The organism is Fictibacillus fluitans (assembly GCF_030418125.1).
GTDB classification, from domain to species: domain Bacteria; phylum Bacillota; class Bacilli; order Bacillales; family Fictibacillaceae; genus Fictibacillus_C; species Fictibacillus_C fluitans.
Window position 1 is genome coordinate 51,072 of sequence record NZ_JAUHTR010000017.1, and the last position, 12,428, is coordinate 63,499.

Consider the following 12,428-nt stretch of genomic DNA (forward strand, 5'->3'; position numbering starts at 1 on the left):
TTATGATTTCACGAGAACATTCTTGAATTCTTCTGTTAACAGGGGAACCACTTCAAACAAATCTCCTACAATTCCATAATCGGCAACAGAGAAGATGCTCGCTTCCGGATCCTTATTGATGGCAACGATCACCTTGGAATTGGACATGCCGGCCAGATGCTGAATCGCGCCCGAAATTCCGCATGCGATATAAAGATCCGGTGTTACCACCTTGCCTGTCTGGCCGATCTGCAGGGAGTAATCGCAATAGTCTGCATCGCATGCTCCGCGGGAAGCACCTACCGCTGCACCCAGTACATCTGCCAGTTCCTGCAATGGCTTAAAGCCATCCTCAGATTTTACGCCGCGCCCGCCTGCCACAATAATTTTCGCTTCGGAAAGGTCAACGCCTGTGGAAGCTTTGCGGACTACATCTTTAACAACTGTGCGTAAATCTTTTACATCAACTGCTAGAGCAGCAACATCTCCCGAACGGCTTTCATCAATTTCAAGCGGCGGGATATTGTTCGGGCGAATGGTGACGAATACCAGCCCGTCTGTGATCACTTTTTTCTCGAACGCTTTTCCGGAATAAATCGGACGGGTGAATACCACGTTTTCTCCGGCTTGCTCAAGTGACGTCACATCGGAAATCAATCCGGATTTCAGGCGGGCTGCAAGTCTTGGAGAAAGGTCTTTCCCCAGCGCTGTGTGCCCAAGTACTAATCCATCGGGTTTTTCCTGATCAATCACTTGCAAAAGCGCTTGAACGTATCCATCTGTTGAATAGGTGGATAACAGGCTGTGTTCAGCTAGTACCACCCGGTCGGCTCCAAAGTGGATCAATGCTTTACCCGCTTCGTTTAATCCTTCACCGCACAGGACAGCGACAACTTCTCCGCCTGAAGAAATTTCCTTCGCTGCGGCTATCGCCTCAAAAGATACATTTCTTAATTCTCCGTCACGAACTTCTCCGAGTACCAGAACCTTTTTAGACATGTTGTATTCCTCCTTATATCACTTTTGCTTCTGAGCGTAGTAATGAAACAAGTTCTTTTACCTGGTCGTTGACTTCACCGCTTAAGATTTTCCCTGCTTCTTTCTTTGGCGGCATGAATACTTCCACTGTCTTTGTTTTGGCTGCTACATCTTCCTCATCGATGTCCAGATCATCGATTTCCAGCGTTTCAAGCGGCTTTTTCTTCGCCTTCATGATTCCCGGCAAGGAAGAATAGCGCGGCTCGTTCAATCCCTGCTGTGCTGTTACCAGCAATGGAAGTGAAGTTTCGATTTTCTCAACATCGCCTTCAACATCGCGTTCAATGAATACATCGGTGCCATTCACTTCAATTTTTGTAATGGTGGTAACCTGCGGAATTCCGAGAAGTTCTGCCAATCGCGGACCAACCTGGCCTGATCCATTATCAATCGCTACGTTTCCGCCCAGGATCAAATCGTATTCCTTATCTTTGAAAAACTCCGCCAGTACAGCAGAAGTCGTAAACTGGTCTGTGCTTTCAAGTTCCTCAGTATCGATCAAAACCGCTTTATCCGCCCCCATGGCAAGTGCGGTACGCAATTCTTTTTCAGATTCTTCTGTGCCGACCGTTACCACTGTAACTTCTCCGCCATGCGCGTCACGAAGTGTGATCGCTTCTTCAATCGCGTATTCATCATAGGGATTGATAATATACTCGGCACTGTCATGGGAAATTGCCCCGTTGGAAATGCTGATTTTCTCTTCAGTATCGAACGTTCGTTTTAAAATTACATATAAATTCATGCGAAACCCTCCAATGAAAAATTAGTTTTTAAAGTTTGGCTTTCGTTTTTCGATGAACGCCTGAATTCCCTCTTGCCCATCTTCTGATACAAACACTTTTCCGAAGTACTGAGATTCCTTTTTGGCACCTTCCGCGTACTGCCCTTTTGCGGCATATTGCAAAAGCTCCAGGGTATAGCGGATCGAGAGAGAGCTCTTGGCTGCTGCCTTTCCCGCAAGGCTGTAAGCCTTTTCAAAAAGTTCTTCATCAGAATATGCGGCCGTTGCCAATCCCCAGCTAACCGCTTCCTCTCCAGTGATCGGTTCGGAGGTGATCAGCATTTCTGCCGCTTTTGCGGCTCCTACATATTTCGGAAGCCTTTGTGTTCCGGCAAAACCGGGGATTAACCCAAGCTGCAGTTCTGGCAAACCAAGCTTCGCTTCACTTGTAACAAGCCGGATATGGCAGGCCATTGCAAGCTCCAGGCCTCCGCCCAGCGCTGCACCATGTATAGCAGCAATGATCAGTTTAGGAAAATTCTCCATCCGGTCAAAAAGCTGCTGGCCAAACGCTCCAAGTTCAGCAAAATCTGCTTCATTCTGAATCGTTGTAAATTCTTTAATATCCGCACCGGCAGAAAAGAATCTGCCCTCTCCCTTAAGCACGATCACTTTTGCTTCGTCATCATGCTCCAATTCATCAAACACACTGGACAACTCACGGATTAACTGAGTCGACAGGGCATTCGCCGGCGGACGGTTGAGCTGTATGGTGGCGATGCGATTTTCTTTATTAACCTGTAAAAACTCCACTCTCTCACACTCCTTATTTATCTGGCAGATACAGGGGCAATTAGCTCCCTGCATTATTGCTTAATCCATTAACAAGCATTCGGTGTACTGGAAGAGCCAGGGAAGGCAGGTCATAACGGTGATCATTCATTACCCAGTTTGTCGCCGTTTCGTCTATCGTCCCGAAAATCATCTGCCGGGCCAGCCGTGTGTCCATCGTTCTGTCAAACACCCTTTCCTCCATCCCTTCTTTCAATATCAGGTCAATCAGGGACAGGTACCGCTTTAACACTTCTCCGATTTTGGCACGAAGCGCACGGTTGGTCTGGCGCAGTTCCAGCTGGGTGACAATGGACAGCTCATGATCCTCATTCAAAAGATTGAAATGCATCTTGATCAGTGTTAACAGCTTTTCAATGGCCGATGATTTGCCCTTGAGCTCATTCCCCGTTTTTTCGATAAAGGATCCCATTTTTTCGTTAAAAACAGAAACGAGCAGATCTTCTTTATTTTTAAAATAAAGATAGATCGTCCCATCTGCTACAGATGCCTGCTTTGCAATCTTGGATACTTGGGACTGATGATATCCATGAATTGCGATGACATTCACCGCGGCATCAATAATTTGGTCGTACTTTGGGCCTTTACGTTTCACGATAATCTCCTCACTTCAAACGAGCTGCTGTAAACTGAATGATTGTTCATTCATATTTTAATTGTAAAACAAGTCGTTTTTTTCTGTCAATTCTATTATTCAATTCTTTTGCTAAAAAAACAAGGGCCTTTTTTAAAGGCCCTTTAAATCTCTTGTACTTTTTGTTCTTCTGCCTGCTGTTCCTTTGCTTTTTCTTCCTCCAGCAGAACGCGCCGTAAAATTTTTCCAACCATGGTTTTCGGAAGTTCAGTGCGGAACTCGTATATCCTTGGCACCTTAAATGCGGCCAAATGTTGCCGGCAAAATTGATTTAGCTGATCTTCGGTACACGGTATGTTGTCTTTTAACACCACAAAGGCTTTAACCGTCTCTCCGCGGTAAGGGTCAGGTACCCCGACCACCACTGCTTCTTTTACCGCTTCGTGTTCGTAAAGCACTTCTTCCACGTCGCGCGGATAAATATTATAGCCGCCTGCAATGATCAGATCCTTTTTCCGGTCCACGATATAGAAGTATCCGTCCTCATCCATATATCCCATATCACCGGTCAATAGCCAGCCGTCTTTCAAAACAGCTGCTGTTTCCTCAGGCTGTTTCCAATAGCCTTTCATCACTTGGGGGCCGCGCACCATCAGCTCGCCGACTTCACCGACATGCGCCGGTTCATCCCGTTCCGTGGAATAGATGGCTGCTTCGGTATCCGGCCAGGGAACACCAATGCTTCCTTTTACCTTTTTTTCGTAAATAAAATTGCAATGGGTAACAGGGGAAGCCTCCGTAAGCCCGTAGCCCTCGACTAAACTGCCGGAAATGACTTCCTGGAACTTTTGCTGAACCTCCAATGGAAGCGGAGCGGAACCGCTGATGCACGCCTTGATCGAGGAAAGGTCATATTTCCCTAAATCCGGATGATTCAACAGGGCAATATACATGGTTGGTGCCCCGGGAAACAACGTCGGGCGCTGTTTATGGATCGTCTGAAGCACCTGTTTGGCATCAAAACGGGGCAGGATGATCAGCTTCGCACGAGTCATGATCGCCTGGTTCATGACCACAGTCATGCCATACACATGGAAAAATGGAAGTGCCGCCAGCACCACTTCTTCCCCTACCCTGTGTTTATAAATCCAGATACTGCATTGCTTCGCATTCACTGCGAGGTTGGAGTGCGTAAGCATTACACCCTTTGAAGGCCCTGTCGTCCCGCCTGTGTATTGCAGAAGCGCAATATCTTCCTTTGGATCAATGGTCAGGGCGATTCTTGTTGCATGGCTTTTGTTCAGCATTTCTTTAAACGCATGCACGGTGTCTCCATACTGGACATCAACCAGAATATACGGCTTTTGCTTTTTCTGGATATACGGATACACCAGGTTTTTCGGGAACGGCAAATAATCCTTAATGCCTGTGACAATCACATGCCTTAGTGAAGTGTCTTCCTTGACCGCCGCTACCCTCGAAAACAATTGGTCCAGACAGACAATCGCAACAGCCCCGCTGTCTTCAAGCTGATGGCTCAGTTCTCTTTCTGTATAAAGAGGGTTGGTTTGGACAACAATTCCCCCGGCAAGAAGAATGCCGTAGTAGGCAATGACCGCCTGCGGGCAATTGGGCAGCATGATGGCCACACGGTCTCCCTTCTCGATTCCAAGTGACACCAGACCATTGGCAAAACGAAGTGAACTCTCATGAAGCTCCTGATACGTTAATTCTTTTCCTAAAAAATGAAGAGCAGTTTTTTCTGGCTCTATGTCAGCTGCTTCTTCCAGGTACGTGAATAAAGGCTTTTCTTTGTAATCAACCTCACTGGGGATTTCGGGTGGATAATGGTTTAGCCATCTTCTTTCCACTTCTATCTCCTCCTTAATTCACGCCTTTCTCTAAAAATACTCTCTCATATAATATTATAGTGAAAACGCATTCAATTTAACATATATTTTTAAAATTTAAAAAATTTTTACCGGATTTGGCACTTTTTTTCGGGAATCGACTGTTTTGGTACGCCGCATACTAAAGCGCAAGGAGGAGAAAAAAATGACCCAATCCAAAGCAAGAAGAGACGGGGAGAAAAGAGCGGGAAAAGAAACCCAGCACCCCCATGGCAAAATTAAATCACAGCATGAAATCTCAAGCGAAATCGGCATGAAAGACAACAATGAGCTCACCACCCAGCCAGCCGACTACGACGAGATTGAGTATTGATAAGAAAAGCTGAAGCAGGCGTTTAAAGCCGATAGACGTTGGAACCCTCGCACAGCAACACGCTTTTTGTGTTGAGGTGAGAGAGTGAAACGGCCGAGGCTTTGCCTGCTGAAGCTGGATCATGAAAAGCTGAACCGGTTTTCCAAATAATGGCCCCGGACAGTAAATTTTCGATTTTGGCCAGTAAATATTTAATTCTGGCCAGTAAGTTCTTCATTCTGGCCAGTAAATATCTCAAACCGGGCAGTATTTTAGCAAAACGATAGCAAAATTTAGTTCAGCCCCCACTCAAAAGGGCTAGTTAATCATGGCGGACCCAAAAAAACCTCTATTTACTCAAAAACCGGCCCAATTCTTGCCGGTTTCTCATTCAACAATAAAAAAGCTGCAGTGCGATGTGGACGCGCTGCAGCTTTTTAAATTTACGATAAAAAAAGTAAATAAACGATGCCGAACAGAATAAAAAGGCCGCTTACTACGAATAACACTTTCCATAATGTGTCCACTGATGCTTCACTCTCTCCTAATGGATCCCTGAACCGATAACAAAGGACAGTCCGATGGAGATGATCATAGAAATCAGTCCCACTGCCCGATTATCGTTTTCAATCTCTTCATCAATATTAAACTTCGGGGTTAGAAATTCAAAGATAAAATACCCTATCAAAAGCAGCACGAAGCCAAACAGACCCCACCCCATCATTTGCGGCAGGGAGTCGTTCTGGGCGATGGAGTACCTGAAGATATTGGCGATGCCAAAAATCTTCCCGCCTGTTGCCATGGCAACGGCCACGTTTCCGTTTTTTATTTCCACCCAGTTCTGATACCGGGTAACCAGCTCAAATATGGCAAGGAATATTACTAGAAAAAGGACGACTACACTGTAGTATGCTGCCGTTTGGATAAACGGATTCTGGGATACATCCATCTCTAACCTCCGATTATTTTAGTAAGGCGACTGTAATTCCGCTTCCGCCCTCATTGGCTCCCCCCATGCGTGTGGATTTCACATTGGGATGGGATTTAAGAAGCTGCTGAACACCGGAACGAAGAGCGCCCGTGCCTTTTCCATGAATGATGGAAACCTGTGGATAGCCAGCGAGCATTGCCTCGTCCAGATACTTATCCACCTCTATCATGGCATCTTCATAGCGCTTGCCGCGAAGATCAAGCTCCGGACGAACCGAATCATCGCTTCCCTGTACTTTGACAAAGGAGCGGGGCTCCGGCTTTTTCTCTTTCGGCTGCTTGATCGGTTCAAGATCCCCGACTGCCACATTCATTTTCAAAATGCCGATTTGAACCTGGTATTCCTTGTCGCTGACTTTGTTGATGATGTGCCCCTTCTGGCCAAAGCTCAGCACCTTGACCTCATCGCCCGGCTTGAAGGAGGCTGTCTTAGGCTTCGCAGAAACTGTTGATTTCTTCTTTTTGGAGCGAAGGCTCGGTGTGGCGTCTTCCAGGCGTTTGCGGGCATCGATCAAACGGTGTTCCTTAACATTTCCTGCCGCCTCTTTCTGATATTCACGAAGTTCTTTAATGACGGTTTCTGCGGTACGTCTGGCATTGGCGACCGCCTCTTCTGCTTTTCGCTCTGCTTCTTCAAGCAAACGGTCTCGATCCTGTTCGAGGTGGCGCAGCTCGGCTTCAAGATCGGTTTTAAGCCGTTCCGCTTCCTTCCGGAGAGCGATCGCTTTCTCACGTTCTTCCTGTGCCCGTTTCTGATTGTCCTCAAGAGAACGAATCATGTTATCAATCTTGTTATCTTCATCACTGATTTGCGATTTCGCATCATCGATAATCGACGGCTCCAGGCCAAGACGCCTTGAGATTTCAAACGCGTTGCTTCGGCCGGGGACGCCAATTAAAAGCCTGTAGGTCGGCCTCAGTGTTTCCACGTTAAACTCGACACTCGCATTGATCACACCTTCACGGTTATAGGCATACGCCTTCAATTCGCTGTAGTGGGTGGTTGCGATAACCTTTGCCCCGCGGGCATACACATAATCCAGGATGGAGATCGCAAGGGCAGCACCTTCCTGAGGATCCGTTCCCGCTCCAAGTTCGTCAAATAAAACAAGGCTCTTGAAGTTCACCTGTTTTAGAATATCGACAATGTTGACCATGTGGGAGGAGAAGGTACTCAATGACTGTTCAATCGACTGTTCATCCCCGATATCTGCGTAGATGGCTTCAAATACCGTCATTTCCGATTCCTCTTCGGCTGGAATCTGAAGGCCGGACTGGGCCATCATTGACAGCAGGCCAATGGTTTTAAGCGTGACGGTCTTACCTCCCGTATTCGGACCGGTAATGATCAGCGATTGAAACGAACCGCCAAGCTCCACGTCGATCGGCACAACCGTATCCTGGTCGAGCAGCGGATGGCGTCCTTTATGAAGAGAAATATATTCCCTGTCGTTCATGATCGGTTTTGTTGCTTTAAGCTCCCTGCTGTATTGGGCTTTCGTAAATATAAAATCTACTTCCGCCAAAATGGATACATTATGGGCCAGCAGTTCAGCCGATTCCCCAACCAGCACGGAAAGCTCTCTTAAAATCTTTTCGATTTCCCTGGTTTCTTTTGCTTTCGCTTCTTTTAACTGGTTATTGATGGTAACCACGGCCTGCGGCTCAATAAACAGGGTTGCTCCTGATGCAGACTGGTCGTGAACCATTCCGCCAAAATTGCCTCTGTATTCCTGTTTCACCGGGAGCACAAACCGTTCGTTACGGATCGTGATAATCGCATCGGAGAGCATTTTTTGGTAGCTGGAAGAGCGCACCATGCTCTCTAGTTTCTCCCTGACTCTGGATTCGAATGTGCGAAGCTGTCCCCTGATTGTACGCAGAGCAGGGCTCGCACTATCCAATACATGGCCATTATCATCTATACAGGCTTTGATTTCCCGTTCCAGGTCAGTGAGTGGCTCAATTTCCGCCACCAAACTGTCAAGGATCGGCAACTCAATTCCATCCTCCACCATTCCTTCGGTAAACCGCTTGAAGCGTCTGCCTCCATAAATGGTGGTGGAAATATCCAAAAGCTCATCTGTATTCAGCACACCGCCAATCTGGGTGCGCTTCAGGCTTGCCCGGATGTCACGGATTCCTCCGAGCGGGGCCTGCCCTTTCAGGCGAAGCACGTTTACGCCTTCATCCGTGCTGTCCTGCCAGTGCCTGATTTCCTCAAAATCAATAGATGGCTGCAGCTGCTCGGCCCTTTGGCGTCCAAGGCTTGAGCTGGCATGCTTTTTTAATTGTTCAATAATTTTGGTGTATTCTAAGACTCTCTGAACACGTCCTTGCAAAATGATTCCTCCTCCTTAGGAGCACTTCTATTCCTGATTGTCGTTTCGTTTTAAAAAGGAAGTCAGTTCTTCCAGTGTCATCGTGTTCAATACATTTTCAGGGCGTACATACCCTTTTCTTGCGACGGCTGCGCCCACTTCCATAAAATCGAGCGTATTTTTGTAATGGGCATCCGTGTTAATCGTTATTTTTACGCCTTTTTCCTGTGCGAGCTTCAGCCACTGCGGAGCAAGATCAAGGCGGCTGGGATGGGCATTCAGTTCGAGGGCGGTGTTCGTTTCTGCGGCAAGTTCGATCAGCATTTCCACATCGACGTCATAGCCCGGACGGCGTCCGATAATCCTGCCGGTCGGGTGCGCAATGATATCCACATGATGGCTGGTAAGTGCCGTTTTCATCCGTTTCATGATCGTTTCCCTGTTTTGAGAAAATGAAGAGTGAATGGATGCGATCACAAGGTCCATATCCGCCAGCATTTCATCATCGTAATCAAGTGATCCATCAGGCAAAATGTCCATTTCCACACCAGCCAGTATTTTAAAATCGTCGTATTGTTCGTTCAAACGATCAATCTCCTGCCGTTGTTTGCGTAGGCGTTCCGGCGTCAGCCCGTTGGCGACGACCAGATACTTGGAATGGTCGGTAATGGCCATGTGGGTATATCCTTTTGCTTTTGCCGCTTCTGCCATTTCTTCAATGGTGTTGGCGCCGTCGCTCCAGGTGGAGTGCATGTGAAGATCGCTTTTTATATCATTTTCTTGAATAAGCCTTTGTGGTTCACGAAAAAGTTCCAGTTCATTCTCGCCTTCACGGACTTCCGGCGGGATGTATTGAAGGCCAAAGTGGGCATAAAATTCTTCTTCAGAATCAAACGTCAGCATCTCTCCGGTTTCAGAGTTTTCAACGCCGTATTCACTGATCTTTTCATTGCGTTCCTTGGCCAGCTGTCTCATTTGCACATTATGCTCCATTGATCCTGTAAAATGATGCAGAGCGGTGGCAAATTGGTCGCCTGTGACCAGACGGAAATCTACAGATACGGGATAATCATATTGGAGCACAACCGATACCTTTGTATCTCCTTTGGCGATGATCTCGGAAACATCTTCAAGCTCCACCAGCTTTTCCTTAGTAACAGATGGATTGGACACGGCAAGAATAAAGTCCAAATCTTTAATCGTTTCACGGCAGCGCCGCAGGCTTCCTGCCCGGGAGAACCGCTCGATGCCATCAATTTGTGACAACTGCTTCTCTACTTTTTCGGCCACGGTCAGCATGTAAGCAATGGGCAGACGGTCCGGACGCTTTCCAAGCTCGTCAATGGCAGCAAGGATTTTTTCTTCTGTTTTTGTACCAAATCCGGCAAGGCCCCTGACCTTCTCCTGTTCACAGGCCTCTTTTAAACTATCAATATCGGTAACACCCAGTTCCTGATAAAGCTTTGATATTTTTTTGCCGCCGAGACCGGGAATTTTGAGCATCGTTAACAAACCTGAGGGAAGCGTTGCCTGTAACTCCTCAAGCAAAGACGACCTTCCTGTTTCCATCAATTCCGTGATGACCGAAGCGGTTCCTTTTCCAATCCCTTTTAATTTGGAAGGGTCCTCGATTTGCTCCATATTCCGGTCATCTGACTCAAGAGCCTGTGCAGCTTTTCTGTACGCAGATGTTTTAAACGAGTTTTCCCCTTTGATTTCCATATAAATAGCGATTACTTCCAGAATATTGACAACTTCTTTTTTGTTCATCGGGAATTCCCTCCTCTGTTTTGACCGACTCGTACGGTAAAAAAACTTCTCTGCTTGAGAGAAGTTTTATGCCATATTTTTGCTCCACAAATCTTTTATCGTATCCGAGAAGACCGGAGTATTATTCACCATGCTCTGTCCGATGAAGGAATCCTGAAATGCAGAATGTATGGATCCCGATGGAACGAGGGAAGCCACATAAAGCAGCAGGAATAAAATCAGGTAAACTTCAACAAAACCGAGAACGCCTCCCAGCCAGCGGTTCACTGTACGGAGCAGCGGCAGTTCTGCAATGAAGCTGAGCATGTTGCCGACAATCTGAAGCAATATCTTGGTTGCGAAGAATAGGAGAGCAAAGGCAATCGCCCGGTAGTAGACATCCTCGAGTGATATACTGCTCAGGATGGAAGACATCGGGCTGTCATTTCCTACTGATGGATATGGAATCCAAAGTTTCAGGTGCGGTGCCAAATCATCGAAATACATATAAGCCACCACATAAGCGGCAATAAAACCGACGAGATGGACTACCTGCATAACAAGCCCGCGTTTCAGGCCGATAAAAAAGCCTGCGATCAAAAGAACTATCAAAATAAGATCTAACATTTATCTATCCTCTTTCCTAATCTGCTGTTGCAATTTTTCCAGCTCTTCTTTAGTCTTTAAGTATTCGTTCATAATGTTAACTGCAGTAAGGACGGCAAGCTGTTTCGTATCCAGCACAGCGTTATATTGCTGGATGTCCCGCATTTTTTCGTCAACCATAGCAGCGACCGAACGAATGTGACCGGAAGACTCAGTACCCATAACTGTATATTTCTGACCGAAAATCTCAACAATGGTGCGTTCTCTCATGTTTTCTTCCGCCACAAAATTACCTCCATTCAAAGCTCACTTTCTTATAAAAGGATGAAACTCTATTCATTATCTTAACAGAAAGCGAACACTTATGAAAATATTTGTTGTCTCACCTGTTAACAATAAAGCAAAATTTTGTAAAACAAATTTTTTATGAAAAGGAAAATGAAAATGGCGAACACCGTACTGCAAGCAACCCCACAAGAAATTCAGAAGATGAAAGAAGCTTACAAGACATTTATACCCGCCGCCTCGCCGCCGGGCAGCATTTTTACCGCAAAGCCCCCGGGATGCACGGTTACTGCCTACAAATCCGGAAAGGTTTTATTTCAGGGAAAGAATGCAGAAGCTGAAGCCCTGAAATGGAACATCAAGCCTGCTTCCTCAGCAAGCAAGCCAAAGAAGGACAAACCAGCTCATGCCTATGCTCCGCCCGCCAATGTCGGCTCTTTATCGCTGATCGGCAGTGATGAAGTCGGAACGGGAGATTTTTTTGGCCCTATTACGGTGGTCGCATCCTATGTACCTGAATCCCAGCTTGAACTTCTTCGCGAACTGGGTGTCAAAGATTCAAAGTTTTTAAATGATATCCAAATCGTTTCAATTGCCAAGGATCTGCTGCATACCATTCCCTACAGCCTGCTGGTGCTGAACAACCGGAAATATAATGAATTACAGGCCAAGGGAATGAGCCAGGGAAAAATGAAGGCTCTTTTGCATAATAAAGCACTTCTTCATATGCTCGAAAAAACGCAGAGTGAAAAAGTGGACGGCATCCTGGTGGACCAATTCTGTGAACCCGGCGTCTACTTCAACTATTTGTCACAGCAATCCAAAGTGGTTAAAGATCAAATGTACTTTGCCACCAAAGGAGAATCTCTGCATTTATCGGTTGCAGCCTCCTCCATCCTTGCACGCTATGCTTTTATAAAAGAAATGGATAAAATCAGCGCTAAAACAGGAGTTGAAATTCCAAAAGGTGCGGGAAGCAAAGTGGATTTAAAAGCAGCTGAATTAATCCGCAAGCATGGTCCTGATTTCTTGAATGATATCGCCAAGGTGCATTTTGCCAATACAAAAAAGGCGATGAATCTGGCATACGGAAAACGAAACTAGTCTC

General features: G+C 46.4%; 12 protein-coding genes. 2 read left to right on the forward strand and 10 right to left on the reverse strand.

From position 1 onward, the window contains the following. The 5 genes from QYB97_RS21460 to QYB97_RS21480 all read right to left on the reverse strand — a co-directional run bounded on the left by QYB97_RS21460 (window position 1) and on the right by QYB97_RS21480 (window position 5,038). On the reverse strand, window positions 1–978 hold the full coding sequence (locus QYB97_RS21460) for an electron transfer flavoprotein subunit alpha/FixB family protein (RefSeq protein WP_301168075.1): 978 nt from the start codon (window positions 976–978) through the stop codon (window positions 1–3). Window positions 979–991: 13 nt separating this feature from the next. Next, window positions 992–1,762 (reverse strand): electron transfer flavoprotein subunit beta/FixA family protein, encoded by a 771-nt coding sequence (locus QYB97_RS21465; protein WP_301168076.1) that lies wholly within the window; start codon window positions 1,760–1,762, stop codon window positions 992–994. Between the two features lie 21 nt (window positions 1,763–1,783). After that, a complete protein-coding gene (locus QYB97_RS21470) occupies window positions 1,784–2,554 on the reverse strand; it encodes an enoyl-CoA hydratase (protein WP_301168077.1) in 771 nt (256 codons plus the stop codon). Window positions 2,555–2,594: 40 nt separating this feature from the next. Further along, the gene (gene fadR, locus QYB97_RS21475) at window positions 2,595–3,188 is read right to left on the reverse strand and encodes a fatty acid metabolism transcriptional regulator FadR (RefSeq protein WP_301168078.1); all 594 of its coding nucleotides are present in this window, start codon (window positions 3,186–3,188) and stop codon (window positions 2,595–2,597) included. A gap of 143 nt (window positions 3,189–3,331) precedes the next feature. Beyond that, window positions 3,332–5,038, reverse strand: a complete 1,707-nt coding sequence (locus QYB97_RS21480) for a long-chain-fatty-acid--CoA ligase (RefSeq protein WP_356948201.1) — start codon at window positions 5,036–5,038, stop codon at window positions 3,332–3,334. Between the two features lie 184 nt (window positions 5,039–5,222). Between QYB97_RS21480 and QYB97_RS21485 the strand changes: the two genes are divergently transcribed. Continuing rightward, complete coding sequence (locus tag QYB97_RS21485; RefSeq protein ID WP_301168079.1) at window positions 5,223–5,390, forward strand: DUF6254 family protein; 168 nt, start codon at window positions 5,223–5,225, stop codon at window positions 5,388–5,390. A 523-nt stretch (window positions 5,391–5,913) separates the two neighbouring features. Here the strand turns inward: QYB97_RS21485 and QYB97_RS21490 are convergent. The 5 genes from QYB97_RS21490 to zapA form a co-directional block, all read right to left on the reverse strand. Further along, entirely contained in the window at window positions 5,914–6,318 is a 405-nt protein-coding gene (locus QYB97_RS21490) for a DUF350 domain-containing protein (protein ID WP_301168080.1), read from the reverse strand. A gap of 13 nt (window positions 6,319–6,331) precedes the next feature. After that, window positions 6,332–8,701, reverse strand: a complete 2,370-nt coding sequence (locus tag QYB97_RS21495; protein ID WP_301168081.1) for an endonuclease MutS2 — start codon at window positions 8,699–8,701, stop codon at window positions 6,332–6,334. Window positions 8,702–8,728: 27 nt separating this feature from the next. Further along, the gene (gene polX / locus QYB97_RS21500) at window positions 8,729–10,450 is read right to left on the reverse strand and encodes a DNA polymerase/3'-5' exonuclease PolX (RefSeq protein WP_301168082.1); all 1,722 of its coding nucleotides are present in this window, start codon (window positions 10,448–10,450) and stop codon (window positions 8,729–8,731) included. Between the two features lie 66 nt (window positions 10,451–10,516). Then, window positions 10,517–11,056 carry a CvpA family protein gene (locus tag QYB97_RS21505; protein WP_301168083.1) on the reverse strand — a complete coding sequence of 180 codons (540 nt, stop codon included), beginning with the start codon at window positions 11,054–11,056 and terminating at the stop codon, window positions 10,517–10,519. Continuing rightward, on the reverse strand, window positions 11,057–11,305 hold the full coding sequence (zapA, locus tag QYB97_RS21510; protein ID WP_301168104.1) for a cell division protein ZapA: 249 nt from the start codon (window positions 11,303–11,305) through the stop codon (window positions 11,057–11,059). Between the two features lie 174 nt (window positions 11,306–11,479). On the opposite strand from zapA, the gene rnhC reads away from it, so the two are divergent. After that, window positions 11,480–12,424 (forward strand): ribonuclease HIII, encoded by a 945-nt coding sequence (rnhC, locus tag QYB97_RS21515; RefSeq protein ID WP_301168084.1) that lies wholly within the window; start codon window positions 11,480–11,482, stop codon window positions 12,422–12,424. Window positions 12,425–12,428: the final 4 nt, after the last annotated feature.

Excerpts from the sequence above, each read along its gene's own strand:
- QYB97_RS21460 (WP_301168075.1), bottom strand. The coding sequence starts at position 978 with ATGTCTAAAAAGGTTCTGGTACTCGGAGAAGTTCGTGACGGAGAATTA.
- QYB97_RS21505 (WP_301168083.1), bottom strand. The coding sequence starts at position 11,056 with ATGTTAGATCTTATTTTGATAGTTCTTTTGATCGCAGGCTTTTTTATC.
- QYB97_RS21465 (WP_301168076.1), bottom strand. The coding sequence starts at position 1,762 with ATGAATTTATATGTAATTTTAAAACGAACGTTCGATACTGAAGAGAAA.
- QYB97_RS21485 (WP_301168079.1), top strand. The coding sequence starts at position 5,223 with ATGACCCAATCCAAAGCAAGAAGAGACGGGGAGAAAAGAGCGGGAAAA.
- polX (WP_301168082.1), bottom strand. The coding sequence starts at position 10,450 with ATGAACAAAAAAGAAGTTGTCAATATTCTGGAAGTAATCGCTATTTAT.
- QYB97_RS21490 (WP_301168080.1), bottom strand. The coding sequence starts at position 6,318 with ATGGATGTATCCCAGAATCCGTTTATCCAAACGGCAGCATACTACAGT.
- zapA (WP_301168104.1), bottom strand. The coding sequence starts at position 11,305 with ATGAGAGAACGCACCATTGTTGAGATTTTCGGTCAGAAATATACAGTT.
- rnhC (WP_301168084.1), top strand. The coding sequence starts at position 11,480 with ATGGCGAACACCGTACTGCAAGCAACCCCACAAGAAATTCAGAAGATG.